We start from the raw sequence: 25063 nt of genomic DNA on the forward strand, positions 1-25063 counted from the left end.
GAAAGTGATTCAGATTGGCTTGATGACACTGAAGCCGATTCAGATGCTGATGAACTTACCGATTCTGATACAGACGTACTATTTGATTCTGATTCTGAAATTGCTGTGCTTGCTGATTCTGATACAGATTTACTATTTGATTCTGATTCTGAAATAGCTGTACTTGCTGATTCTGAGACTGACTTACTATTTGATTCAGATTCCGAAATTGCTGTACTTACAGATTCCGAAACCGATTTACTATTTGATTCTGATTCCGAAATTGCTGTACTTACAGATTCCGAAACCGACTTACTGTTTGATTCAGACTCTGAAATTGCTGTACTTGCTGATTCTGATACAGATGTGCTGTTTGATTCAGACTCTGAAATTGCTGTACTTGCTGATTCTGATACAGATGTGCTATTTGACTCGGATGCTGAACCTTTGACTTCTTTGTAGACATAAGTTACTTCTGTTGTCTTACTAGTTTCAACGTTACCAGTTTCGTTACCGATTGTTGCAGTTGGGATCAACTCATAAGTCTTACCGTCTGCTGTTGTGATGGTTTCTGGTTTATTATCAGCTGTGTTGTACTCAGTACCTGGCTTAGCGTTTGTTTCATCGTTTACAGGTTGCTTGATTACAGTACCATCTTCAGCGATGTAGTTAACAACAACGTTACCAGCTTGTTCGTAAACATAAGTCAATTCTTTAAGCGTATCACGCGCTACTGTACCAAGTTCTTCAGTAATTTTTTCAATCGTACGTTTTTCAGTGTCGGTGTTGCTTGAAGCTGGGTTAAGACCTGTTGTATCGATTTCTTTGTAGTAATAGACTGTACCGTCAGCTGCTGTGATCTTTTCATCTTTTACAGACTTCGTATCATATGCTGTGTTTGTAGCTTCATGATCATAAATAGACTTAGAGTCTTGTAAAACGTTACCCTCAGTATCAACGTAATAGACTTTAACTCCACCTTTTTCAGCATAGTAATAAGTTGCGTGCTGTTCATTTTTAACATTGTCGTTGACCAAACGCATTTGAACACCACCGAAACCAAAAGGTTGACCGTCATTTCCTTTTAGAGTTATAGCATCATGCTCTGGAATAAAGAAATTACCTTCAGGGAAGTTTTCTCCATTTCTAGCAAAATTATTAGTTTCCCCTGTAATAACATTTGTCGTTGTATGAGGATTAGTTTTGTAACTTTCAAATTGATGTTTTGAAGTGTAACTATAACTACCTTCTAGCGTATTGACTGCACCAGGAACAATTTCTTCAGATGTAAAGAACTTTATAAAGTTTTCTGATGTAAGGTCTGCTTCCGTAATGTTCTGATTCCTGTCTAAAGTTAGCATATTTTCACCATCTGGATTCAAGAGGTAAATATGCACTTTGTGAGTACCATCTTTGCGGGTAATTTCCAATTCACGCACAAGATTATGTGTCATAATGCTTTGAAGTGTCTTCGCCCCTATTGTGTAATCTCTGGATAAATTTCCATTTGTAACAGTCGGCAAATCTTCAGGAATCAACTCATAATTATTAAAATCTAGAGCACCAGCAATCGTGTAACTATCTCCAGATAATCCACCTTTCTGAGTATACGTAGCTAGTAGCTCTTCTGCTCTTTTATCCGTAGCTTTTACAACATAATAAGTATCTTGAGTCGTGCTAATTGGAACTAAAACATCATGGATATTTAACTCTGTACCAACAGAGCCTGGACTAACCTTATCATACACAATGGTATTTGTATTACCACCATGAGGATTATCGATTACTAATTTTTTACTTGATGTATTATCTTCAGTTATGGTATATCGAAAATTATATGAATAACCAGCACTCTCATATTGAGCCAAGGTACTAAATTTACCTGAAGAACCTATAGGAATCTCAATAGACTCAATAATTGTATTATTCTGACTTTTATCAACCAAATCAGCATAGATTTTGTCGGCTCCTCCCTCTCTATCATTTGAGAATTGGAAGAAATAATCTTTATTAAATTTGTTATTAAAAGTATTTTCACTGTTTGGATTGCTCTGTGAATTTAAACTTAATACCGTAAAGACTTCACGACCGTCTGGTAAGGTTGTTTTATACTCAGTAGGAACAGCATTCGTTGCTGGAGTCACACTTGCATCTCCGGCAGCCACATCCAAACCTGTGTTAGCTGCCTTAACCGCATCTGGAATAATCCATTCAGTTGTAACACCAGAAACAGTATTGGCACTCCCTGTAGCAGTCGTTGACGTATCCAGCGCAAATGTAATGATACCGTCTTCATCACGTTTCAAGAGTTCTGCTGCCAAGGCATCGTTGGCTGCTTTCACTGCTACGATTTGTGCTTCTACTTGCTCAATCGTCGCTGTTGGATCTGCCAAGACTACTTTTGCTGCTGCAATTTCTGTCTGACTAGCCGCAACGACTGTTGAAAGGGCTGCGTCTTCTTCAGTCGCCAATTCTTTTTGACCCATGTCAACCAAGATTTCTGCTTCTGATGTTACTTGCTCAAGCACTTGTGTTGGCGTTGCGGTTTCTGCTGTAGCTGTTTCTACAGCTGTTGACTCAGATGTAGAAACACGTGCCGTTTCTGATGCTACCTCGCTCAACAAGGTAGATGCAGATGTTGACTCAGATGTCGATACTGAAGCGGATACGCTTGCTGATTCTGAAATCGATGCGGATGTCGATACTGACTCTGATGTTGATGCAGATACAGATGCAGATGTCGTATCTGATTCAGACGCTGATGCTGATTCAGTTGTTGATTCTGTCGCTGAGGCTGACTCAGTTGTTGATTCTGTTGTCACTTCTGTAACTGTGACAGATTCCACTACTGTTTCTGTAGCTGATACGGATTCGCTTGCTACTTCTGAGCTGGTACCTGACAATGCAACTGTATCTCCAGTAGCTAATGTAGATTCAGTATTGACTTCAGATGCATAAACCACGTTTTCTTGGATTTGATCTAATACAATAGATCCTCCAGCCACTGCACTTGCCGCTGCAAGTCCACGTACTAAGAAAGTAGATTTTGATGAAGATACCGGACTAGTTACTTTCACTTTGATATTTTCTGTAACTGTCCCCCCCCCCCGGCTAAACGGAACAGGCCGATACTTGACATAATGACACGAACCCAGTGTTTACCAGACTTGTGCATCTTCACACGGCTCTTACGCGAGATTTCAGTGAAATCTTTATTCTTAAATTTGTTTGACACAATTTTACCTTCCTTTGTTTGTTTTACCAACAATTTCTGAGTCAGCTTAGAATCAGTACATTTTTGTTGTTACGTCATTATACCCTTTTTCTTCTGTACGGTCAAATGATATGATTCATTTTAAAAGATATTTTTATGTATTTTGGAAACGATTCTATGCGGACGTGAAAATTTTTTGAAAATTTCATTATAGCAATGTATCTATATATTAATCTGTTGAAAATGTAGAAAAATCAAGTGATTTGATCTACTGTTTTTCTTATTATTCTGATATATATCCATGTTGATATCGACTTATTTTCATATTTTTGTCTTTATTTACATTTTCTACCCATGCGTTTTAGGTATTATAAGTCGATTTATACAAAAAATATCTATACAAATGAAGAAAAGTACGCATTTTTAATAGAATATTACAAATATTCTAATGATATTCACAAATACCTCCCTCCTCTTTTATAGGCTCTATAATTTCTGTAGTGAGTATATCCACTGTAGAGATTATGAAGCCTTTTTGAGTGTAAAAAAAAGCCCCATATGACCTATAATGAAAGCAACTAAACTCACATTAGAAAGAGTTCATATGGAATAAATCAAGGGGCAGAGAGTAACCCTTGATTCCTGAGCCTAGAAATAGAAAAGCGAAGATAATACCACAGAACTACTCGGAGTCAAAGACAATAACATCAAAATTCTCTTGATTTTAAAGCATCAAACCCATCTAGAAATCGGGGCAAAGCTAGATTAAGATAGTCCTCGCCGTCCTCATTGCCAAGGAAAATGAATCAAGTACGTCTTCAAAAGTCGTCAAAAATTCCTATTTTAGATTGTCATGGGTTTCCAACCCTCATCCTGTAAAAAAAAAAACGCCGGTTTCAGTGCAAATCTTGCAAAAATGTAACCGTAGCTGAGACACCTCTAGTCCAGAAAAACTATCAGATTTCCCAACCAATTTTGGAAAAAGGTACACAACTCCATACAGAAAATTTGACAAACACATAGCCATCGCTAGGAGACTACATCTCTCCGTGTCAGTCGTCCAGAGACAACTGACTCTGTCTCAATTTGAGCATAATTTTATGAAATTACCAAAAGTCTTGAGTTGGAATAAATTTAGTCGGAACAAGGGAAAACTCGCCTTTATTGCTTAGGATCTTGAAAATAGACGGATTATGACCATTCTCGAGGACAACCGTTAAACCACTATCAAAAACTATTTCTATAAATATCCTAGGGCAGTCAGAGAGACAGTCGAGGTTGTAGTCATGCTTTGTTTAGTCCATGCTACAAATTGGATAACCCCTTCGCTTTCCTATTCTAGGCTCAGGCTGAGGCTGGGCAGAAAGCCCAGCCTCACTCCCAAGAGCTAAAATTGTCCTTGATAAATTTCACATTATTCAACACTTGAGCCGTGCTATGATGACAACTAGAATTGATATTATGAAGACTTTCGAAACACGTTCCCTCCCTTATCGATCCATGAAAAATCACTGGGGTATTCTCCCAAAAGATAGCCGAAAACTGTCGCTAAAAAACTTTCATTCCCGCACCTTTGGCAAAACCTTGACACCCAGAGAAGTTGTCCAGAAGTCACTGAATTTCTCTGAGGAACTGAAATTCTATTACGAACTCTACCAGATTCTCCTCTTCCATTTCCAAGAGAAGAACTCGAAGCATTTCTTCAAACGTATAGAGGTCAATCTAAAACTTGTCAATCCTGCCTTTAAAGCTGTTTTTAAAACTTTTCTAAAGCATAAGACTTGCATCACGAACGCCATAGAACTACCATATTCCATCGCTAAACTGGAAGCGACCAACAAACTCATCAAAGAAATCAAAAGACAAACGTTCGGGTTTAGGGATTTTAAAACCAAGATATATATGGCTCTGAGCATCAAAAAATGAAGCCTACGCGAAGAAGCCTCTAGGCGTTAGCTTTTTGCCCACCCACTACAGTTGACAAAGAGCCCAAAAAACCAACCAAGTATACTCAACTTAGTTGGTTCATTACTATCTATTTCTGTTTACTTTGAAAACGCCATTCAAACCGTTTCTGATCGTAAAATGGATACATGGCTTGTAATAGCGTGAGCGCCAGTAACCAGCCACCGATAATGTCCGTTGGGTAGTGTACCCCAATATAGATACGAGATATGGCAACCAAGATAGCAACGAGAATGAGAAGGGCTTGCGTTGCAGTTCGGGCCAACCCCTTTTTCATACGTTGTTGCATCACGATGACAACTGCTCCTGCAATCATCATGGTTGACGCTGTATGCCAACTTGGAAACGAATAGCCAATTGTATCAATTAACCACTGGATACTAGGGCGTGGACGTTGGTAGACATATTTCAGGGCTGTTGATGCTACCCCCATCGCCGCAAAACTAGCAAGTAAGAAATACGCTTCTATCTTCCACTTCTTATAGAAATAAAAGAAGGATGCCATAAGCAAGGTAATGGCTAAGATGATAACAGTATTTCCTAAAATGGTAATCGACGTCCAAAACTGGGTTGCTCCACTCGGTAGATTGCCACGAATGGCTGTTTGAATGGTTGAATCAAACCCCGCTAAGGATGTTGGAAAAAATTTTGCCGCATAACCTAAGATAACAAAGGCTAAGGCAAAAAAGGATGCATATTGTAAATGTTTTTGTTTATTCTTCATTCCTATAGTTTACCTACTAAAGGTTAAACTTTCTTTAAAATTGGTTGAGCAGCTTTTTGGCAAATATAAAATACCGCTGATAGGACAATCCCTTGTAACAGATTAAATGGCAATACCATCATCAATAGGTAATTCCACAAGCCTAAAATTTCTTTAATATCAAAGTTTGCAAATGCAGCATAGACCGGCACTGCATAAACATAGTTCAATAACAACATGACTAAGGTTGAACCAATGGTTGCAACGATTGCTGTTTTGATGTAATTTTTAATAGTCTGATCTTTTTTCCAGAAATATGCCACCGCCAAAATAAACACTGACATAGCTGCAATATTCATCGGCAAGCCGATGATTGTGGACGGTCCCTGATTGTTTAAAATCAGCTTGAGGAAAGTCCGTATAAAAAGGATAGCAAAACTAGCCTTGGTATCTAAAATTAATAGACCAAACAAGATTGGTACTAGTGAAAAATCCACCTCTAAGAAATTCGCCGTTGGAATAAGGGGAAATTTCAAGTACATGAGCAGAAAAGATACTGCTGAGAGAATGGCGATAATCGTCATTTTGCGTGTGTTTGTCATAAAGGTTCCTCCAATTATTGAAAATTGAAGAAGTCCAAAAGAGCAGGCTAAAAAACCGTGCACTTCGTCTTCTCCCATCCAGACTATACTGTCGGTTGTGGAATTGCACCACATCAGCTTTCGCTCGCAGACTTATTTACTAGATAATTTCTGATTTGACACATGTCTAAGGTGGTGGGGACGTCAGCAAACCTTCGGTTTCATGACTTATTTTCGAGCCTAAGGTCTCGAAAATCCCCTGTCATCCTATTCAAAAATAGGATGACTTTCACCACGGCGACAAGCGTCGGACTCGCGACCTTCGGTCGCTCCTGCTGCCGCCCTCAAAGAAAAATTTTCAAAATAGAGAAACTATCTTAATAAAATCACTGCCGGTCGGGAATCACACCCTGCCCTGAAGACTCTTCCATCATACCAAAAAAGCCTTGCAAACGCAAGACCTTGAAATGGTTTAGCTACTATTATGATTTCAATTTATCCTGTTCATAGGTATGCACCAACTCAAGACCAGTAAATTCTTGTTGGCGCAATGCTTCATATACAATCATACAAACCGTATTCGAAACATTCAAGCTTCGCACATGTTCATCATTCATTGGTATGCGAATTGCTTTCTCTGGATGTTTTCGCATAAACTCCTCAGGTAACCCTTTGTCTTCTCTACCAAAAAGAAAATAATGGATTTTTCCATCATCATACTGTTCATCTGAGTATGTTTTATCTGCAAATTTTGACACCAGGTGCACGACTCCCTGTTGACTGGCATACTGCATAAATTCTTCCAGATTATCATAGAAACGAACATCTAATTTATCCCAATAATCCAACCCTGCTCGCTTCATTTTACGATCATCAATTGGAAAGCCCATCGGTTTTATGATATGCAAAGGGCTATTTGTCGCAGCACAAGTCCGAGCAATATTCCCTGTATTTTGTGGAATCTGTGGTTCAAACAAAACCACATGATTTTTTGCGGTTTCTTCAATATAATCTAATTCTTCTATATTCATGATAGCCTCTCTAACTTGGCAACGATCGGTTGACTTCAATAAAAAAACAATTCAGTCTATTCTTTTCATTATCGAAAAAAGACAAAAAAATAGCCACACTGCCCGGAGTCAAGCTCAGCAAACAGCATGGTGAATGATGATTCATTCACTTAACTCACAACAGGTTTGAGGTAAATAAATGAAATCGTGATATTATTGTAGCTCAATTAGCTGTGAAAATCAAGCGTTTTGCCCAATTTTTTTAAATTTTTCGCAGAAAATTTGGAAGAAAATGTGAAAGTCGCAAATCTATTTTTTATTTTTTCTTGTATTTTAAATAAATAGCTTATATCGTTAAAAATTTTTTTGCTTCTTTATCCGTCAATGGTCGTCCAAGACGTTCCGCTTCCATCACAATAGCTCTAATATTATATCTCGGCATACTTTCCGAAGGAGTTGTATAACGACCATTCGCAATTCTATCAACAGCTTCATCTAGTCTTGCAAAAGATTTCATTTCTTCTCTAGTCATTCTTTATCCTCCTCGATAAGTTCGTATTTGGTCAACAAATTATTCGCAGCTTGTTCATCAATAGCCATAACCCGGCCAGCAACGACCTTAGCTCCTAATTCTTTTTGATAATGTTTAATCAAATCTGTTTTTGCAGTGAAATAAGTAAACCCATCAAACCCCTCTGCAAAGCTGACTTTTGTAGCAATAGCAAATAAGTGTCCGCCTACCCCATAATATTCTTTATTTGCTCCTCTGTTTTTCGGAGAATTTTCAACAATATCAATATGGACAGCACTGTTGTTATGGTCGACTTTTAGAGCAATCATCCCTTCAATTCTTTTAGAGTATTGACGATATAATTTATAAATGTCATAGCCATTCGTTTGAGGAATCGACCAATCAAACAACCAACCTTGTTTTTGTAATGCAATTGACTCTGACTCAGTAATCAGTTGACTCTTTAAATAATTTGTCTTAATAATTTTTCCTGTCTTAACTTCTTCTAAACAAGGTGTGAATTTATCAATCTCAATATGATTCTCCATAACATAATTATACAATTTTTGCGAACTGATTTCAATTAAATCGGTACAAAGCTTATCAACTGCCGTACGATAGAATTCGAAATACAGATGATTTCCTGATTGCATTAAGTGACTTACTTGAATTTACTAATATTTCAAACCCAGAAAAAATCAATATCAATATCCAAGAGGATTTGTTATAATGAACTTAGAAAGGAGTCACAATGAAAGCAAACGATATAAAAAAAGAATACTTAACTTTTGTAAAAGAAAATGCTGTCTTTAAAGATATAAGCGAAGGTCATACAGAAGTTGTCACTCCATTTGTTGATCCTTTCGGTGAAGCTATCGGATTTTCTATAAAATCAAACGGAAGAACACTCACGATTACTGATGAAAGTTTTACTATTTGGAATCTATCAGTAAATGGTATTGATGTTACAAAAAAGGGACGCAGACAAGAACTCTTTAAGTCAATCTTACAATACAACGGTTTCGACTTAGTGGGCGAATCTATTGAACGTAATGTAACGAAAGCGCATCTCGGTCAAGCAATTCATGATATGACCCAGCTTTTGATGAACGTCTACGACTTTATCCAACTCAGTCCACACAATGTAAAGTCACAATTTCTAGATGATGTTAAACATTATTTCATGCAAAATGAAAATTACACCGTTTTTCCAGCCTTTTCTATCGCAGGCAAATCAAGATTAGAGCATCGTTTCAATTTTGTATTCATGAGCAAAGGTTATTCAAAGATAGCACGAGTTCACAATAATATTACAAAACAACAAGTAGATACCATCTTAGCGAGCTGGCTTGATACCGTCGAATATCGTAAAATGGAATACGGCGATAAAGAACAACTATACATTATCGTAAGCGATGAAGGTTTTCATAACATTAAAGATGATCATTTGATGGCATTACAAGAATATGGTATCAACATATTAAATTTTGCTGATAAAGAGCAACTTGAGTTACAGCTGGGAGCGTAAAAAACAACTAAAAAAATATATATATTTAACAATTCATTAGATTGTAACGATCGTCATTTTCAAAAAGTAAAAAAATACAATTTTCGGTAAATTCTGAAATAGTAGATAAGCCAAGTTTGTTCCTAAACCCAAAAATATTTCAGTGTCAGTTGCAGTCATTTTTTAGAACGAACAATTGATGAGCAAGAGTTGCCAATTAAGACAATTAATCAAATCCATGCTGAAAACTTTTTTAATGAACTAGAAAACAAATTTGAGATAGGCTATTAAGAATTTCTAATCGGTCGTACATCCCCTGCTCGGGTGTGTATGCAGTGATAAACTAAATTCTGTGAGAATGATAACTAGTAAGTGACCCTTGAAGTTTTAATCATAAAAAAGGACAGCGAGTAAACATTCTCAGATTTCTAGCCACTCAGTCGAATTACCTCTACAATCTTGACCCCCTTAAAAATAGTATTTCAACCGAACAACCACTATAAAAACAGAAAAACGCATAAGATCAATACTCTTGTAAAAGAAATCGATTTTATGCGTTTTATTATGTATATGACATCAATATTTTATTTGAAATCAGATCCTGTATACCCTTTTATCTTAAAATACCAGCAGACACTACTCAGCTGCTACTCCTTTTTCTGCAGTGAGTTCGAGAGTTTCATGACCAGATTTACTTTCGGATCCAATATAAACATCATAGTACTTCACACGTTTATTGATTGCTGTGATGCTTTCGCGTTCAAAAGTAGGAATTGCAAAAGCTTGCTCAAAAGCATACTCTTGCCATGCCTGATAATTTTCAATGTTCTTCTGTTCATCAAAAGATTCAGAAGATGAAATCTTGTTGAGAAGAGCTGTATTTTCGTCTGAAACAAAGCGCGTATAGTTATACATTGCTTCAGGTCCCCAAAGAGCAGTTGGATTTGGATCAAAACCAGCAATCCAAGCAGCAAGATAGACATCAATTCCCTCATCATTGGCTGCAATAGAATCATAGAAAGTATTGTATTCAATGGTTCGACCCGTATAGAGTTTTACATCCAAGCCAATTTCCTTCCACCATGTTAGGTATTGTTGAACCATAGTTTCTTGTGTTTCGGTTGATTTCTGTGCTGCCAGACTAATGGTAAATGGTTGCCCATTTTTGTCCTCGCGGATACCATCGCCATCTACATCCTTGTACCCTGCATCATCCAAGAGTTTTTTCGCTTTCTCAGGGTCATACTGATAACCTGCAAGCTCTGAATCATGAACATCCCCAAAGAATGAAATAATCAATGAATTGGCAGGGTGGTAAAGGCCGTTGTACAGTTTTTCTCCTATAACAGCATTATTCAATGCGTAGCCCATTGCCTGACGCAATGAAACATCATTCATCTTCGCATCAGCGTTCATTACATTTTTTCCACTAGCTTCGTCATAGGTTCCAAGGTTGAAACCGACATAGTTATAAATACCATCTAGGCTACCCAAGAGCGTAATATTGGATAAATCCTTATATGACTCATATTGGTCTGTCGGCATGTCTGCAATATCATAATTGCCAGCTCTCATTTCCGCTACAATTGTATCTGGAGAAACAATGTCTACTTGGAAACCGTCTAGCTTAACTTGTCCCTTATAATAATATTCATTTGGAACATAAGAGATCGATTCGCCATTCACAATTTCCTTAACCTTATATGGGCCCATACCAACAACTTTAGCAGTACGAGCATACTCGCTTGATTCCCAATCTTTGACTGCAATATCTTTGAAGATATGTTTTGGCATTACCACATAAGGAACTCCACCACCAGCATACAGCATAGAAGGAGACATTTCTTTCATGGTCAAAACAACCGTGTAGTCATCCACTTTTTTAACACCTTCAATTTCACTTGCTGTTCCTGCCTGAAATTCTTCAAATCCAACGATATTGGTATAGGTGGCATCGGCACGCACTCCGGTATAATCAGGGCTTGCCAATTGTTCAATGGTGAAAATATAATCATCAATTGTAAACGGCTGACCATCAGACCATTTGTAATCTTTACCCGTTAAACTAACTGTTACAGTTTTTGCATCAACGTCAAAGGTAGCACTAGCCAGACCAGAATCATCCAACTTCCGATCCCCATCGTTTCCAAACATAGAGATATCTACGAGCTCTGCAAAGGTGTAATCAATATCCGTTTGTGCTAACTCATCAATCAGAATCCCAGTTGACGAAGAAGAAGCCACCAAGGCATATTTTAGGACACCGCCTTCGATAGCCTGACCACCATGCGTTACTTCTGAATCAAAAGCCAAAGCCACTTCATTTGATTTTTCTTTCGATTGACAAGCTGCTAATACAGCGATTGACAAAAAGCTAATTCCAGCCAAAGCCAGTTTTTTCATCCTTTTCATATCTCTACCTCATTTTTTTATTTTGAATAGTATAGCATGAAAAAGTATAATTATGCAATATTTTCTGAAAAAACATTCGCCTTTTACAAAAGACCAGAGGGAATCAAAAAACGCCTTTTTTATTAGGCGATTATTTTTTCATAAATAGTCGAATGTAATCTTGCTTGCTATGAATAATATCAGATACCAAGGTTTGCCCTCACTTCACTAGTATAATTTACTCGTCCATTTTCTAAATCGTCAAAACTTTTAGCAATTTCAGCCCGTAAACCTGCTAATAACTCAGCCTTTTCTTTATCGATGTCAGTCTCAAATGGTAAGGCCTTATTTTGTACGATATTTTCTAAAAATAAATTAAAGGTAGATGTCATATCAAGGTTTTGAGCTGTAATAATTGCTTTAGCTTTTTCTAATAATTCGCTATTTGTTTTAAAGTTAACTTGCGTATTTTTTTCTAAAACATGCATAGTAGCACCTCCTATCAAATAGGATATCACATCGAACAATACTTGTATAGTTATATATAGCCAAATACATGCATTTATGTGTGAAGTGTATATACTTGTATAGTCTTATAAATTAGCATTCAGACAAGGAACTGAGGTGCAAATTCTATAGGCTGTTCTAGAATGGAAATAAGATTTGTGAAATAAGTCACTTTCGTAGAGGACGGCAAGGCGAAAGTGACGATGTATCAAAGCTAATTCAAATAATTGAAAACAGCATAGAAATAAAAAAGACCATGGGGAATCAAAAAAACAAGCAAAATAACCTACATCTGCTTGTTTCTTCGTAAACTAAATGTGTCTGGAACTGGATCATCGCCGCCTTCTACAAAGGGATGACAGCGACCAATTCGAGCTAGTCCCATTAATAAGCCCTTGAGTCCATGTTTATTCAAAGCTTCAATCATGTAATTTGAACAGGTCGGCTGATAGCGACAAGATGGGGGAAAGAGGGGAGAAATGAATCTTTGATAAAGCCGAACCAAGCCGATAAAGAGCCTGACCATTATTTTTTAACAGTCTTAGTAACAGCCAGTGTGTGGAGCTTACTAATATCTTTCTTATTCAGTTTGCGGTATTCCCCAGGACATAAACCAGTCAAATCCAGATTGCCAAAACGGGTTCGAGATAGTTTATCCACCTGCAAGCCCACAGCTTCAAACATCTTCTTCACTTGATGATTGCGTCCTTCATGAATTGTCAACTCAACTACAGAACGGTTTTTGACAGGATCCACCTTAATAATCTCATAAACGGCTGGCTTGGTTTTCTTACCATCAATGACCACCCCACGAGTCAAGGGACGTAAGACCTCCTTGTTGGCAATGCCTTTTACACGCGCTAAATATACCTTATCAATCTCATTTCGTGGATGAATCATTTCATCAGTAAAGTCCCCATCGTTGGTCAATATCAAGACCCCAGACGTATCCCAGTCTAGCCGACCAACAGGATAAATGCGTTCCTTGACCATAGGCAATAAGTCAACAACAGTCTTACGGCCCTTGTCATCAGATACACTAGAAATAACACCACTTGGTTTATTTAGTAAGTAATAGACCTTTTCTTCATTATAAATTGGCTGACCTTCTACTTCAACCTTATCACCTGACTTGATAAGGGTCCCTAGCTCTCGAACCACCTGACCATTGACAGTAACTAGCCCTTGCTTGATCAGTTCCTCCGCCTTTCGACGACTGGCTACACCAGCATGGGCAATGTATTTATTAATTCTCATTTTCTAACTCATTTCTTTCTAAGAACAACTCAGTCTCCTCTTGGACAATTTCCAAATCAGATACATCTGGCAATTCTTCTAAGCTGTTTATTCCCATGTAATCAAGGAAATAATCCGTCGTTACATAAAGATTGGGCCTTCCAAGCACTTCTTTCTTACCATTCTCACGAATCAAATCAAAGGCTTGTAATTTACTAATCGCACCGCTCGAATTAACCCCTCGAATATCATCAACTTCTATCCGTGTAATCGGCTGCTTATAGGCAACAATAGACAATGTTTCTAAAAGTGCTCGCGACATCGTCTGATTGATCGGTGTTTTGGCATAGATTCTTAGAAGCTCAGCATATTCTTTTTTGGTAACCAATTTAAATCGGTTAGATGATTCCAAGAGAGCTAAGCCTGAATCGGAATCCGCTTGGTACTTCTCACTGAGTTTCTCTAATTGCTGATTAACCGCTGTTGGTTGTAATTCCAACATCTCTGCAAGATTGCGTAAGGTCAACCCTTCTTCTCCAGCCACAAAGAGCAGGACTTCGATTTCAGCTAAGCGATTCATTTTCTCTCCTTACTAGATAAATATCCCCAAATATTTCAGCTTGTTCCAATACAATTTCATGAACCTTGACCAATTCCAGGGTTGCGAGAAACATCGTAATCACTTCGTTAATATCCTGACTTTCCTGAAACAGCTGACGAAGTTCGATACGTGGATGACTCTGAAAACGATTACGTACAAAGTCCATCATATCTTCAATTTTGTATTCATCCCGTGCAATTGTTGCATGAGACTGGCGCAAACTGGCTTGTTTTTCTGCCATTACTTTTGAAAATGCTAGGAAAATATCAATCACCGTTTTATCTTGCGCTAGTTTGACATCCTCATAGACTAAATCTAGCTTTGGTTTTGAAAAATAATGTGCCCTTTCATTATGTTGCTCCCCCATTTTTTCACTGAGAAGCTTAAATTTCCGGTATTCTTCTAATTGGTCCAAGAGATCCATTTCCGGATCATCTTCAGGATCTGTCTGTTCAACGACCTTTGGCAATAAACGACGGCTTTTAATCACCATCAATTGGCTAGCCATTAGCATATATTCTCCCGCTACTTCTAATCGCATGGCCTGTAAGGTCGCAATGTAGGCTAAATATTGCTCAATAACTTCCGTAATTGGAACCTCGTAAATATCTACCTGATACTTGGATACCAAGTGGAGCAAGAGATCTAAGGGTCCTTCAAAATCTTTTAATTTAATATCCATTATCTAAATTTATCCAAACTCACGCTTGTTTTCAGTCCTAACTCCTTGGCGATTTGGTCCAAAGATTTTCCTTCATCTATCTGTTGTAGAATAAATTGTTCTCGCAATTTTTGGGCAGTCCAATCGGTTTTTCCTATAGATTGTAGATATTCACTCAACCGATTAAAGAACCATTGACGAGAGTATGGGTCCCCTTTCTTATCGAATACATATTTTCCAGTTAGATGGTTTTCTACATAGGAAAGAAGTTCCTTTGGCAAACTAAGAACCCGTTTGGTTGCTCCCTTCTCAACTGTCATAACTTGAAAGTTTAGGTTAATCTGCTCACTCTTTAGCTCTGCTATTTCACTAGGCGTAAGCCCTAGCAATGCGATCAAAAGTGCAATGAGCTGTCCATCAAGAAATGGTGATTCCCGAAAAAGCAGTGATACATCTTCACGTTCCATCCGCTTTTTGACACGACCAGAGCTTGCCATTGCCTGCAGTTTATAGAAACGATCCATGTGCCCACTTTCATAAAGGAAATAGAGAAATTGATTGATAGTTGATACTTTTCTTTTCTGAGCAGCAGGTTTCAGGTCCAAGAGAAACTGTTGATAGATCAGTAAGGACTGCTGGGAAATCTCTCCCTTGGTCACGGTCAAAAATTGCTGTAAATCATAGGTATAGGATTTTTGGCTATTTAGGCTGATTTTTTTGCTTTTGATAAAGGATTCAATCGCTTGTTTCATTTCTTTCCTTCTTTTGAAGCGAGTGGAAAATTATGTAGAAGAGCATTGATTGCTTTTAAAATGGATTTTCGAGTAATGATACCTACGAACTTCCTGTTTTCTCCAAGGACGGGTAAGAAAGATTGATCTACCAATTTTCGCATTACTTCCGTTAAGTCATAATCTAGGCCAACGGTTTCTTCATCCGTTTTTGCAATGAGGGATATGTCTTCATTTAATTCATCATCGGTCAGTTCATTATCTGACTGGTATTGGATAATTTCAGTTAAACCAATTGTTCCAAAATAGTTTCCATCTTCTGTCACTACAGGTACACGCGAGTAGGTTGTGTGGCTAAGCAACAGTTTTGCATGGTCAATATTGTGACTCTCCACCAAAACTGCCAATTTTTCAGCAGGAGTAAGGAAGGTTTCTTCCTGTTCTAACAAGAAGGCTTCAAATTCACGTGCAATCATCTTGAAATATCCTTTGTCAATGCTGGGTAGAGTTGGTGCTGTCGGTTATAATAATCAATATGAAAATAATCATCAGAGATGGTTACAAGGGCATAGAGACATTCTCTGACAAGACCACGTGGTTGGCTAATGGAACCTGGATTGAGAAAAAGTGTCTTGCCACGAACTTCAGCATCAGGTACATGCAGATGCCCATACAAACAAATATCCGCATTAACTTCCTGTGCCCAATAATCCAACCGTTGCCAGCCGTAATTAATGCCATAAAGATGACCATGAGTCTGTGCAATGGTCACATCGTCCAAATTGGTAACCAATTGGTCTGGGTAACCACCAAAGTAGTCACAGTTCCCATTTACAACGTAGACTCCATCCCAAAGACTATCTTGACTATCTAGTTCAGAATCACCGTTATGAAAGATTGCATCGACCTTACCAAGATAACGGTTTTTAATTTCTTCTACAATCTGTCTATCCCCATGAGAATCACTCATAACTAGGATTGTTTTGCTTGCTCCTGCCATACAGGAAATGCCTCCACTAATTTTTCTAATGCTTGTGCACGATGAGAAATTTGATTTTTTTCTTCTAAGCTCAATTCTGCCGCAGTCTTCCCTGTTTCACCGACAAGAAAGAGTGGATCATAGCCAAAACCATTTTCACCGCGTCGCTCCATTCCGATATATCCATCCCAGTCAGCTTCAACAACCAAACTCTCACGATTTGGAGCAGCCATAACTAAGGTGCAATGAAATTGTGCAGAACGATCTTTTAGTTCAAATACCATCGCCAACTCGTGCAACAATTTAGAATTATTGCGTTCATCCGTTGCTTCTGGTCCTGAAAACCGAGCAGACCAAACTCCCGGCAAGCCGCCTAAAGCATCCACTTTCAGTCCTGAATCATCAGCCAAGACCATCTTGCCTGTCAGCTCTGCTACGGTTTCAGCCTTCAAGCGTGCATTTTCCTCAAAAGTCATACCAGTTTCTGCTATATCTGGCAGGTCAGGATAGTTGTTGAGGTTCTCGACCTGGTAGCCAAAACGCTCAAAAAACTTGCGAAATTCCTTGGTCTTGCCTTCATTTTTAGTGGCAATCAAGATGGTATCTCCCACGCTTGCCAACCCCTTGTCTTGACCGAAGAAATCTGCCGTGCTAACCCCTGCTTGGGGCAGATGAACCAAGAGAAGCTTGTCATTTTCTGTTACCAGAATAGCTCCTTGGTGTTGAAGAACCTGCAAGTCACGACCTGTTTCTGTCTTGATGATTTCCACTATAAAGCGAAAAAGCTGGAAATCAGATTGTTTCCTTACGATTGTCACATCATAGCCCGAAAGAACATCATTATCAGTTGGAGGGTTTAGGCGAGTCAAAAGCCTATTGAGGTAAAAATGTTCTTCATCACTCACATTTCCAATACCAGCAATCGAGTTAAAACCCTCCCACTTTCCGATAAACCAATTATGCTCATCTCTGTATTCATAAATTTTTTCTGTCATAATGCTACATGCTCCACATGAATATCAATGCCCATCCAGCTTTCAGCTATTTCTTTAAAAGCTGCCGGACTAGCTGTTGTGTAAAATCTGTGCTGAATATCCTTTTCGGTACGGCTATGGTTGATTTCAAAATAATTTAACAAAACAGAAATATCCCGCGCACACTCTGCCCCACTGTCAATTAGTTTCACATCTTTCCCCATCGCATTCTGAATAATCGGACGCAACAATGGAAAATGAGTACAGCCCAAAACCAATGTATCCACCTTTCCTAAGAGCGGACGCAAGGTCTCATAAACAACTTTCTTTGCTAGGCTAGACTGATGACTATTGGACTCAACCAGAGGGACAAACTTTGGACATGCCAAACTTTCTACCTGTGTCTCTGGAGATAGAGTTTGAATTTTTTCTCGATAAATATCAGACTGAATGGTCATAACAGTCCCCAAGACGCCTATTTTACCAGTTTTTGTTGCCTTAATGGCAGCCGAAGTCCCTGGTAAAATAACCCCCAGAACAGGAATATCTAATTTTTCTTTGACTTCTTCCCAAGCTACTGCAGTCGCCGTGTTACATGCAAAAACAATCATTTTCACATTCTTTGTCAATAGAAAATTGACCAACTGCCAAGTGTATTCTTTGATTTGTTCCGCTGGTCGTGGTCCATAAGGAGCCCTTGCGGAATCACCGATATAAACGATTTCTTCGTGGGGAAGCTGGCGCATCAATTCACGCGCAACCGTTAATCCTCCCACACCTGAATCTAAAAAACCAATTGGTCGATTATCCATAATACTGAGAATAGCCAGATAATCTGACTAGCCTTTCTTTTCCTACTCAAAAAATGGGATCTGGGAATGAATATCCCAGTCCCAGTTTGATTATTTTTTCTTGCTTGCTACTTTTTGTTGGCTCTTGATTTGGCGAAGCACTTGTTGAACTTTTGCCTCACTCGGTTTTTGACCCATTTGGCTCATCATCAAACGCAAAGCATTCTCATCCAAAATTGGTTTATCAGCAATGTAGTTTTCTACCTGTCTGCGTGACAAGTAAATACCCAAGGCCACACCACCTGCAAATGCCAATACAATAAGTAAAATAGCTAAACCTAAGTTCATCTGTCAATCTCCTGACTTTTCTAAAAAGTATAATTCTGGATTGTTTTTAACAATCTTTCAATATCCCTATTATACCAAATTCCCTAGTCTTTTCCAAGACTTACCTGTCAAAATCAAAACCGTAAATGGTCGCGAAATAATCCTCAGGTCTTTCTGCACGACGAATCATACGCGCTGTGCCATCTTCCTGCAAAAGAATTTCAGAGGAACGCAGACGACCGTTGTAGTTGTAGCCCATGGAGAAGCCGTGGGCACCACTGTCATGAATGACCAAGGTATCTCCTACTTCTGCTCGTGGTAATTCGCGATTGACTGCAAACTTGTCGTTGTTTTCGCAGAGAGAGCCTGCCACATCCACCACTTCGATTGGGGCATCTGGGCGTGTCACATTTGTGATGTGATGGTAAGCACCGTAAAAGGCTGGACGCATGAGATTGGCAGCTGATGCATCGACACCAATATAAGTCCGATAGGTTTCCTTACGATGAAGCACCTTTGTAATCAAGTGACCGTGTGGCGCCAACATAAAGCGACCCAATTCTGTAAAAATTTTAACATGTCCCATACCAGCTGGCGTGAGAATTTCCTCGTAAACCTTTCGAACACCCTCACCAATGATAGCAATATCGTTTGGTTCTTGCTCAGGACGATAGTTGACCCCAATCCCACCTGATAGGTTAATGAAGTCCAAGGTCACACCTGTTTCCTCACGAATTTCCAAGGCCAATTCAAAGAGTTGACGAGCTAAGACAGGATAATAGTCATTTGTTACTGTATTCGAAGCTAAAAAGGCATGAATACCAAACTGCTTTACACCCAGTTCTTTCAGCTCCTTATAGCCTTTCATGAGCTGGTCTTTGGTCATCCCAAACTTAGACTCTTCTGGGTGGTCCATAATGTCCGTTCCCAGTGAGAAGACTCCTCCAGGATTGTAACGGAGGCAGACCGTTTCTGGGATACCAGCAACATTTTTCAAAAACTCAATGTGTTCATAGGCATCAAGGTTAATGGTCGCCCCAACTTTTCGAGCATAGACAAATTCTTGCGCTTGGGTATCATTGGATGTAAACATGATGTCTTTAAAGCCCAATTTTTCACTCATCAGCACTTCTACATCCGTTGCACAGTCCACTCCACACCCTTCTTCTTGAAGAATTTTCAAAATAGCTGGAGTTGGAGTCGCCTTGACCGCAAAATATTCCTTAAAGCCTTTGTTCCATGAAAAAGCTGCATTAAGGGCACGGGCCTTCTCACGAATACCTTTTTCATCATACAAATGAAAGGGAGTCGGAAATTGCTCCGTAATGGTTTCTAAAACTTCTTTACTAACAAATGGTGTCTTGGTCATGTCACTACCTCATCAAATATTTTTCCTATTATACCATAGAATATTCTTTTCAAGAAATGATAAACCCACTACATTAAATGGGAAAGGAATGGGAAAGGATTTTTTGATTAAAAAGGCTCTCTAATCTTCATCACTTATACCACTTTTTTATTAGGAGCTGTTAAAAAGTTTAATTATTAATCAACTATACACTGGAAAAATAAAACGTACTGCAAATTTCTAACTGCTTTCAAAAATCGCACAATAATAGCGATTTTACTGAAGGAAGTTAGTCCAAATTATTGTTAATAGTTGACTACTTCAAAATTTTTGGTATAATTTATGTAGAGGTAGTCGGAGAGTAACACCGACTCTAAAAAGAAAATACTCTAAAGTTGATGTAGTCGTAAGGGTCGCGACTCTAAAAAGAAAGACCCTTTTTTCGTATATTTAGAGGTTTAATCTATGTCAAAAATCAGTAAAAACAGCCTGTATTTCCATCTATTAACCCAAGACTATTTTGAATCTTATCAATATTTAGACGAGTTTCAAGAAGATTGTGCACGTGGACATGGAGTAATGGTTCTTGATATTCATAATCTGCTGATTGCAATTCCACTTCGTTCTGGTATTTCTGAGAGACTGAGACGTTCTAGTCATTTATTCCCATACACAACTTATAAACGTCACGATGGCAAAATGTGTTTGAAAGCTTTAGATTTTAGTAAATTGACGATTATCGAAGAAAAACATATCGACTATACAAAAATTTATCACTTTAATGACTCTAATGAAAAGATCTTTTATCTTAGAAATTCTAATCGTATTTTTTCAAGAATTAAAAATTATGTAAATAAATATATTGATATTTGTTTAAAGATTGAACACGGGGAATCGGTCACTTTTAGAACATTGAACCCCTACAGATTTAGCACTTTGCGCAACTTCCATTTTGAATTAGGAATTGCAATTTCGAAACAAGATTTTATCAATCAGTTTAGAAAATAATTTTTTACAATAGAGTGCCAAAATCGCTCTATTATGAAACATTGGAAAACTCCACCAAATACTTGCAAAATAAATTATGAGCGTTATAATGTGAATATCATTAAAAAAGGAGTAATATATGTCAACATTAGATTTTGATTTTACAGAACGCTTGTATGCCAATTATATAGCGAACCCAAGTTTACAAGCAACCGAAAATGCCGTTAGCCACAACGGACTTTTGAAATCCTTAGAAACACGCCAAAGCGCCATTGACAATGACTATGTATTTTCAATCGACTTGACCAAGGACGCTGTTTCAAACCAAAAGGCTTCTGGACGTTGCTGGATGTTTGCTGCATTGAATACCTTCCGCCACAAGCTCATCTCAGACTTCAAACTGGAGAATTTTGAGCTATCACAGGCCCATACCTTCTTTTGGGATAAATATGAAAAATCCAACTGGTTCCTCGAACAAATCATTGCCACAGCTGACCTAGAGATTGGTAGCCGTAAGGTAAAATTCTTATTGGACACTCCTCAACAAGATGGCGGTCAATGGGATATGGTTGTTGCTCTATTTGAAAAATATGGTGTGGTACCGAAATCCGTCTATCCAGAATCTATCTCATCCAGTGCCAGCCGTGAACTCAATCAGTACCTTAACAAATTGCTCCGTCAAGATGCACAAATCTTGCGCGACCTCCTTGCCAAAGGAGCTTCTTCTGAAGAGGTTCAAACACAAAAAGAAAGCTTGCTTCAAGAAATCTTTAACTTCCTAGCCGTCAACCTTGGACTCCCTCCCCGCAACTTTGATTTTGCATATAGAGACAAGGATAATGTCTATCACCGTGATACAAATGTCACACCTCAGGCATTCTACGAGAAATACGTTGGTTTGAAACTATCTGACTATGTCTCCATTATCAATGCTCCTACAACTGACAAACCCTACAATAAGTCTTATACAGTCGAATTGTTGGGGAACGTTGTTGGCGCCCCTGCTGTCCGCTACCTCAATGTAGAAATGAACCGGTTTAAAGAACTGGCTATTGCCCAACTCAAAGCTGGTGAGTCCGTTTGGTTTGGTTCCGATGTCGGTCAAAGTAGCAATCGTCAAACTGGTATTATGGCAACCAACACCTACGACTTCTCTTCAGGTCTGGGTATCCATTTCCATCAAGACAAGGCTGGAAGATTAGACTACTCCGAAAGTTTGATGACCCACGCTATGGTCTTAACTGGTGTTGATTTAGACGATAATGAGCAACCTCTCAAATGGAAAGTAGAAAACTCTTGGGGTGACAAGGTTGGTGATAAGGGATACTTCGTCGCATCAGATAGCTGGATGGACGAGTACACTTATCAGATTGTTGTCCGAAAAGAATTCCTCACACCAGAAGAACTAGCAGCTTATCAAGCTCAACCACAAGTCCTTGCCCCATGGGATCCAATGGGAGCACTAGCATAACAAATGACATATAAAAAAAGAGGGGTAACCCTCTTTTTTATATGTTCTAATTAGTCTCTACTCAAACCACCAAAGATACGGAGTAAGTTGAGGAAGAGGTTGATGAAGTCAAGATAGAGCTGAAGCGCCATAGATACGACCCAACCTTGGCCAACATTACCACCAGTTTGTTCGAAAACATCGCGGATGCGTTGGTTGTCATAAGCAATCAAACCTGAGAATACCAAAACAGAAATGATAGACATTATAAAGCTTAGACCTGAGCTACGAAGGAAGATATTAATAACACTTGCAATAATAATTCCCCAAAGAGCTGCACGCAATGCCTGAGCCATACCAGAAAGGTTTTTCTTCGTTGTCATCCCAATTACTGCCATGATAGCAAACATGAGAGCCGCTGACACAAAGGCAAGCACAACTGTTTCGCTAGTATAGAACATCAAAATCATGCTAATGGTGATACCATTTGTCACTGAGTAAGCAAGAAACATTGGTAAAGCCATTGGACTATTTTTAGCTGCCATCGTTGAAGCCGAAACGACCAAAGCAAGCTGTCCAATCATGATCAGCATCATGATGATGGAACCTGCACTAAGCAAGCTAAGTAATAATGGTTGAAAGACTGTAACAGCTAGGTATGATACCAATGCTGATAGACCAATTCCCATAGCAACCACTCCGTAAATCTTACCAAAGAAACGGTTAAGGGCGGTGTTATCCACCTGATTAATAATAAATGAATCGTTATTCATGATATTCTCCTTTAAATCATCTTATTGAAAACGAAAGACCTTGCGATTCTTCCACTTGTGCTGCATAGGCAGACTCCATTCTCTTACTGCCCAATACTTGTCAACACAAGTCACAATCCAAGACTCTTTATAGCGAGGAGGAGCAATCGTTGCACCAAACATGTGTTTCACAATAATATCTTCTTCTAGTTTATTGAGTTGAATGAGTTTCTGAGCATTGCGCTTAGCAATCCGTGGATGAACCCAGGCATGACTTTTATTAAACTTTGTATCTCTCCAGTCATAGAAAAAGAGATCGTGTAATAGCCCACCACGAGCGGTCGATTTTGCATCCCATCCGAACTTTTTCGCAATTTTATAGCTTGTATAAGATACATTAATGGAATGTTCCAACCGTGTGGAGTAATAATGATGAGGAATCTTCCCCAATTTTTGAACTTTTGGTGTAGCAATTAAATGCCCCACATAGTCCATGTATTCTTTATCTTGTTTATATGCAACCATTCTTTGAACCTCGTTGGATTATTATACCACACTATAGTACAATTGGCTTAAATAAAGCTAAACAGTAAAATTCCTGCTGCAATCGCCACATTGAGACTTTCAGCCTGGCCTGGCATGGTGATGTGAACAAGTTGATCCGCCTCATCAGCCACTAAATCAGAAATTCCCTGACCTTCGTTTCCCATGACCAAGGCAAAACTCGGTTTTGGCGTAATTTCCTTATAGTCAACCGACTGACTAGAGAGGGTTGTTGCCAATATCTCTATCTGATTGCTTTTAAGAGCTGTAAGAATGGAGGAAATCGGCATCCGATAAACTGGTAAATGGAAGTGACTCCCCTGCATGGAACGAAGCACTTTCATATTGTAAATATCTGCCGACTTATCCGATAGAAATACTCCATCAAAACCAGCCGCATCAGCTGTACGAATCATTGTCCCAACATTTCCAGGGTCCTGCACATCTTCCAGAACCAAAAATTTTCCAACCAAAGTCTCAGGTAACAGTTGGCTCGGCAAAGCAAGTTGAGCTACTACCCCCTGAGGTGTCTTAGAATCAGCTAAATCTTGCATAATTTCAGGACTGACAACAGTCACATTGGCTAAACCTGCTACCTTTTCCAAATACTCTTCCACCACAAAAATATGCTCAATATTGGCTCCAGCCTTCATCGCTTCCTCCAGCAAATGCCAGCCCTCGATCAGATAGGAAGAGGTCCGATATTTTTTCTGTTGTAATTTTTTTACTTGTTTGACCAAATTGTTGGTCTTTGAGCGAATGATGTCCATGTTTGTCCCTTTTCTTTTACTGTTCAACAACTTTATTTATAAAATACCGGGTACTCTTGATACCAAATATATCTTATTCCGTCAAGAAATCATTATCAAGATGGTGAACAGGATTACTCAACCATGATATAATAAAGTAAAGGTCTTGTCAAAAGGAGAAACTTATGCGTAAGGTAAAAATGATTGCATCTGGTATTGTCCAAGGAGTTGGTTTTCGATGGTCTGTCCAATACCTTGCTATGGAAATTGGTGATATAACTGGAAGGGTCTGGAACAACGAAGATGGTACTGTAACCATCCTCGCCCAATCAGAAAATGCTGAGAAGCTCAGCCATTTTATTCATGAAATACGAAAAGGGCCCTCTCGTATGGCCAAAGTGACCTACCTAGATGTTACTCTGGCCAATTTTGAGGACTATATGGATTTTCAGGTTAGCTATGAATCATTCCCGTAGTTATTTATTCCCGTCCTATCACCGGATTAGCACCCTATAAAAAGAAAAATCGCCACGTTAAGTAGCGATTTTTCCCTTTTGTGAGCCTCA

The 25063-nt window shown here is 38.7% G+C and carries 26 protein-coding genes and 2 pseudogenes; 5 read left to right on the forward strand and 23 right to left on the reverse strand.

Translation table 11 applies throughout. The annotated features are described in order from the left end of the window. Window positions 1-3056 (reverse strand): annotated as a pseudogene (locus K6V43_RS11665) (MucBP domain-containing protein); the annotation flags it as partial. After that, the gene (locus K6V43_RS11715; protein WP_222382796.1) at window positions 3053-3214 is read right to left on the reverse strand and encodes a KxYKxGKxW signal peptide domain-containing protein; all 162 of its coding nucleotides are present in this window, start codon (window positions 3212-3214) and stop codon (window positions 3053-3055) included. The pseudogene K6V43_RS11665 and the gene K6V43_RS11715, both read right to left, overlap by 4 nt. A gap of 685 nt (window positions 3215-3899) precedes the next feature. Here K6V43_RS11715 and K6V43_RS09200 point away from each other — a divergent pair. Beyond that, window positions 3900-5119: pseudogene (locus K6V43_RS09200) on the forward strand (transposase). A 109-nt stretch (window positions 5120-5228) separates the two neighbouring features. On the opposite strand, the gene K6V43_RS09205 reads toward K6V43_RS09200, so the two are convergent. The 5 genes from K6V43_RS09205 to K6V43_RS09225 all read right to left on the reverse strand — a co-directional run bounded on the left by K6V43_RS09205 (window position 5229) and on the right by K6V43_RS09225 (window position 8511). After that, window positions 5229-5882, reverse strand: a complete 654-nt coding sequence (locus tag K6V43_RS09205) for a phosphatase PAP2 family protein (protein ID WP_222382798.1) — start codon at window positions 5880-5882, stop codon at window positions 5229-5231. Between the two features lie 23 nt (window positions 5883-5905). Further along, window positions 5906-6463, reverse strand: a complete 558-nt coding sequence (locus K6V43_RS09210; RefSeq protein WP_222382805.1) for an ECF transporter S component — start codon at window positions 6461-6463, stop codon at window positions 5906-5908. A 461-nt stretch (window positions 6464-6924) separates the two neighbouring features. Continuing rightward, complete coding sequence (locus K6V43_RS09215; RefSeq protein ID WP_222382807.1) at window positions 6925-7473, reverse strand: tRNA (cytidine(34)-2'-O)-methyltransferase; 549 nt, start codon at window positions 7471-7473, stop codon at window positions 6925-6927. A gap of 325 nt (window positions 7474-7798) precedes the next feature. Beyond that, complete coding sequence (locus K6V43_RS09220; RefSeq protein ID WP_222382809.1) at window positions 7799-7984, reverse strand: hypothetical protein; 186 nt, start codon at window positions 7982-7984, stop codon at window positions 7799-7801. Next, a complete protein-coding gene (locus tag K6V43_RS09225) occupies window positions 7981-8511 on the reverse strand; it encodes a hypothetical protein (protein WP_024404168.1) in 531 nt (176 codons plus the stop codon). Before K6V43_RS09225 ends, K6V43_RS09220 begins: the two co-directional genes overlap by 4 nt. Window positions 8512-8714: 203 nt before the next feature. Between K6V43_RS09225 and K6V43_RS09230 the strand changes: the two genes are divergently transcribed. Further along, a complete protein-coding gene (locus tag K6V43_RS09230) occupies window positions 8715-9491 on the forward strand; it encodes a DUF1828 domain-containing protein (RefSeq protein WP_024404167.1) in 777 nt (258 codons plus the stop codon). 615 nt (window positions 9492-10106) lie between these two features. On the opposite strand, the gene K6V43_RS09235 is transcribed toward K6V43_RS09230, so the two are convergent. The 13 genes from K6V43_RS09235 to K6V43_RS09295 form a co-directional block, all read right to left on the reverse strand. Continuing rightward, on the reverse strand, window positions 10107-11882 hold the full coding sequence (locus K6V43_RS09235; protein WP_222382811.1) for an oligopeptide ABC transporter substrate-binding protein: 1776 nt from the start codon (window positions 11880-11882) through the stop codon (window positions 10107-10109). A 179-nt stretch (window positions 11883-12061) separates the two neighbouring features. Then, complete coding sequence (locus K6V43_RS09240) at window positions 12062-12349, reverse strand: type II toxin-antitoxin system RelB/ParD family antitoxin (protein ID WP_172007315.1); 288 nt, start codon at window positions 12347-12349, stop codon at window positions 12062-12064. Window positions 12350-12654: 305 nt separating this feature from the next. Continuing rightward, a complete protein-coding gene (gene yidD / locus K6V43_RS09245) occupies window positions 12655-12894 on the reverse strand; it encodes a membrane protein insertion efficiency factor YidD (RefSeq protein WP_222382813.1) in 240 nt (79 codons plus the stop codon). Beyond that, complete coding sequence (locus tag K6V43_RS09250) at window positions 12894-13625, reverse strand: pseudouridine synthase (RefSeq protein ID WP_222382815.1); 732 nt, start codon at window positions 13623-13625, stop codon at window positions 12894-12896. Before K6V43_RS09250 ends, yidD begins: the two co-directional genes overlap by 1 nt. Further along, window positions 13615-14184, reverse strand: coding sequence for an SMC-Scp complex subunit ScpB (gene scpB / locus K6V43_RS09255; protein ID WP_024396404.1), 570 nt, complete (start codon window positions 14182-14184; stop codon window positions 13615-13617). Before scpB ends, K6V43_RS09250 begins: the two co-directional genes overlap by 11 nt. After that, the gene (locus K6V43_RS09260) at window positions 14168-14887 is read right to left on the reverse strand and encodes a segregation/condensation protein A (RefSeq protein WP_222382817.1); all 720 of its coding nucleotides are present in this window, start codon (window positions 14885-14887) and stop codon (window positions 14168-14170) included. Before K6V43_RS09260 ends, scpB begins: the two co-directional genes overlap by 17 nt. Further along, window positions 14887-15618 (reverse strand): site-specific tyrosine recombinase XerD, encoded by a 732-nt coding sequence (gene xerD, locus K6V43_RS09265; protein ID WP_222382819.1) that lies wholly within the window; start codon window positions 15616-15618, stop codon window positions 14887-14889. The genes K6V43_RS09260 and xerD overlap by 1 nt, the downstream gene beginning before the upstream one ends. Continuing rightward, window positions 15615-16073 (reverse strand): cyclic-di-AMP-binding protein CbpB, encoded by a 459-nt coding sequence (gene cbpB / locus K6V43_RS09270; RefSeq protein WP_172089450.1) that lies wholly within the window; start codon window positions 16071-16073, stop codon window positions 15615-15617. The genes xerD and cbpB overlap by 4 nt, the downstream gene beginning before the upstream one ends. Further along, complete coding sequence (locus tag K6V43_RS09275; RefSeq protein ID WP_222382821.1) at window positions 16070-16597, reverse strand: metallophosphoesterase family protein; 528 nt, start codon at window positions 16595-16597, stop codon at window positions 16070-16072. Before K6V43_RS09275 ends, cbpB begins: the two co-directional genes overlap by 4 nt. Then, on the reverse strand, window positions 16570-17571 hold the full coding sequence (locus K6V43_RS09280; RefSeq protein ID WP_222382823.1) for a nucleoside-triphosphate diphosphatase: 1002 nt from the start codon (window positions 17569-17571) through the stop codon (window positions 16570-16572). Before K6V43_RS09280 ends, K6V43_RS09275 begins: the two co-directional genes overlap by 28 nt. Next, window positions 17568-18362 (reverse strand): glutamate racemase, encoded by a 795-nt coding sequence (gene racE / locus K6V43_RS09285; RefSeq protein ID WP_024396410.1) that lies wholly within the window; start codon window positions 18360-18362, stop codon window positions 17568-17570. The genes K6V43_RS09280 and racE overlap by 4 nt, the downstream gene beginning before the upstream one ends. Window positions 18363-18452: 90 nt before the next feature. After that, window positions 18453-18689 carry a YneF family protein gene (locus tag K6V43_RS09290; RefSeq protein WP_012027622.1) on the reverse strand — a complete coding sequence of 79 codons (237 nt, stop codon included), beginning with the start codon at window positions 18687-18689 and terminating at the stop codon, window positions 18453-18455. A gap of 100 nt (window positions 18690-18789) precedes the next feature. Continuing rightward, entirely contained in the window at window positions 18790-20037 is a 1248-nt protein-coding gene (locus tag K6V43_RS09295) for a diaminopimelate decarboxylase (protein WP_222382825.1), read from the reverse strand. 444 nt (window positions 20038-20481) lie between these two features. Here K6V43_RS09295 and K6V43_RS09300 point away from each other — a divergent pair, with 444 nt between their 5' ends. Further along, window positions 20482-21024: a hypothetical protein gene (locus K6V43_RS09300; RefSeq protein WP_032535778.1), complete on the forward strand. Its 543-nt coding sequence runs from the start codon at window positions 20482-20484 to the stop codon at window positions 21022-21024. Window positions 21025-21142: 118 nt separating this feature from the next. After that, window positions 21143-22474, forward strand: a complete 1332-nt coding sequence (pepC, locus tag K6V43_RS09305) for an aminopeptidase C (protein WP_172007320.1) — start codon at window positions 21143-21145, stop codon at window positions 22472-22474. 50 nt (window positions 22475-22524) lie between these two features. Here pepC and K6V43_RS09310 read toward each other — a convergent pair whose 3' ends face one another. Genes K6V43_RS09310 through K6V43_RS09320 form a run of 3 tightly spaced genes read right to left on the reverse strand, consistent with a single transcriptional unit; the run spans window position 22525 to window position 24518 of the window. Continuing rightward, window positions 22525-23226, reverse strand: coding sequence for a Bax inhibitor-1/YccA family protein (locus K6V43_RS09310; protein ID WP_222382826.1), 702 nt, complete (start codon window positions 23224-23226; stop codon window positions 22525-22527). A gap of 21 nt (window positions 23227-23247) precedes the next feature. After that, window positions 23248-23730 carry an HD domain-containing protein gene (locus K6V43_RS09315; RefSeq protein ID WP_002938294.1) on the reverse strand — a complete coding sequence of 161 codons (483 nt, stop codon included), beginning with the start codon at window positions 23728-23730 and terminating at the stop codon, window positions 23248-23250. A gap of 47 nt (window positions 23731-23777) precedes the next feature. Further along, on the reverse strand, window positions 23778-24518 hold the full coding sequence (locus tag K6V43_RS09320; RefSeq protein WP_172007341.1) for a TrmH family RNA methyltransferase: 741 nt from the start codon (window positions 24516-24518) through the stop codon (window positions 23778-23780). Between the two features lie 164 nt (window positions 24519-24682). On the opposite strand from K6V43_RS09320, the gene K6V43_RS09325 reads away from it, so the two are divergent. Further along, window positions 24683-24973, forward strand: a complete 291-nt coding sequence (locus tag K6V43_RS09325; RefSeq protein WP_222382828.1) for an acylphosphatase — start codon at window positions 24683-24685, stop codon at window positions 24971-24973. The last annotated feature ends 90 nt before the right edge of the window (window positions 24974-25063 follow it).

Origin of the sequence: Streptococcus suis (assembly GCF_019794615.1) — a bacterium.
GTDB classification, from domain to species: domain Bacteria; phylum Bacillota; class Bacilli; order Lactobacillales; family Streptococcaceae; genus Streptococcus; species Streptococcus suis_AI.

Coding starts and splice junctions, on each gene's coding strand:
- K6V43_RS09205 (WP_222382798.1), bottom strand. CDS start 5,882: ATGAAGAATAAACAAAAACATTTACAATATGCATCCTTTTTTGCCTTA.
- K6V43_RS09210 (WP_222382805.1), bottom strand. CDS start 6,463: ATGACAAACACACGCAAAATGACGATTATCGCCATTCTCTCAGCAGTA.
- K6V43_RS09215 (WP_222382807.1), bottom strand. CDS start 7,473: ATGAATATAGAAGAATTAGATTATATTGAAGAAACCGCAAAAAATCAT.
- K6V43_RS09220 (WP_222382809.1), bottom strand. CDS start 7,984: ATGACTAGAGAAGAAATGAAATCTTTTGCAAGACTAGATGAAGCTGTT.
- K6V43_RS09225 (WP_024404168.1), bottom strand. CDS start 8,511: ATGGAGAATCATATTGAGATTGATAAATTCACACCTTGTTTAGAAGAA.
- K6V43_RS09230 (WP_024404167.1), top strand. CDS start 8,715: ATGAAAGCAAACGATATAAAAAAAGAATACTTAACTTTTGTAAAAGAA.
- K6V43_RS09235 (WP_222382811.1), bottom strand. CDS start 11,882: ATGAAAAGGATGAAAAAACTGGCTTTGGCTGGAATTAGCTTTTTGTCA.
- K6V43_RS09240 (WP_172007315.1), bottom strand. CDS start 12,349: ATGCATGTTTTAGAAAAAAATACGCAAGTTAACTTTAAAACAAATAGC.
- yidD (WP_222382813.1), bottom strand. CDS start 12,894: ATGGTCAGGCTCTTTATCGGCTTGGTTCGGCTTTATCAAAGATTCATT.
- K6V43_RS09250 (WP_222382815.1), bottom strand. CDS start 13,625: ATGAGAATTAATAAATACATTGCCCATGCTGGTGTAGCCAGTCGTCGA.
- scpB (WP_024396404.1), bottom strand. CDS start 14,184: ATGAATCGCTTAGCTGAAATCGAAGTCCTGCTCTTTGTGGCTGGAGAA.
- K6V43_RS09260 (WP_222382817.1), bottom strand. CDS start 14,887: ATGGATATTAAATTAAAAGATTTTGAAGGACCCTTAGATCTCTTGCTC.
- xerD (WP_222382819.1), bottom strand. CDS start 15,618: ATGAAACAAGCGATTGAATCCTTTATCAAAAGCAAAAAAATCAGCCTA.
- cbpB (WP_172089450.1), bottom strand. CDS start 16,073: ATGATTGCACGTGAATTTGAAGCCTTCTTGTTAGAACAGGAAGAAACC.
- K6V43_RS09275 (WP_222382821.1), bottom strand. CDS start 16,597: ATGGCAGGAGCAAGCAAAACAATCCTAGTTATGAGTGATTCTCATGGG.
- K6V43_RS09280 (WP_222382823.1), bottom strand. CDS start 17,571: ATGACAGAAAAAATTTATGAATACAGAGATGAGCATAATTGGTTTATC.
- racE (WP_024396410.1), bottom strand. CDS start 18,362: ATGGATAATCGACCAATTGGTTTTTTAGATTCAGGTGTGGGAGGATTA.
- K6V43_RS09290 (WP_012027622.1), bottom strand. CDS start 18,689: ATGAACTTAGGTTTAGCTATTTTACTTATTGTATTGGCATTTGCAGGT.
- K6V43_RS09295 (WP_222382825.1), bottom strand. CDS start 20,037: ATGACCAAGACACCATTTGTTAGTAAAGAAGTTTTAGAAACCATTACG.
- K6V43_RS09300 (WP_032535778.1), top strand. CDS start 20,482: ATGTCAAAAATCAGTAAAAACAGCCTGTATTTCCATCTATTAACCCAA.
- pepC (WP_172007320.1), top strand. CDS start 21,143: ATGTCAACATTAGATTTTGATTTTACAGAACGCTTGTATGCCAATTAT.
- K6V43_RS09310 (WP_222382826.1), bottom strand. CDS start 23,226: ATGAATAACGATTCATTTATTATTAATCAGGTGGATAACACCGCCCTT.
- K6V43_RS09315 (WP_002938294.1), bottom strand. CDS start 23,730: ATGGTTGCATATAAACAAGATAAAGAATACATGGACTATGTGGGGCAT.
- K6V43_RS09320 (WP_172007341.1), bottom strand. CDS start 24,518: ATGGACATCATTCGCTCAAAGACCAACAATTTGGTCAAACAAGTAAAA.
- K6V43_RS09325 (WP_222382828.1), top strand. CDS start 24,683: ATGCGTAAGGTAAAAATGATTGCATCTGGTATTGTCCAAGGAGTTGGT.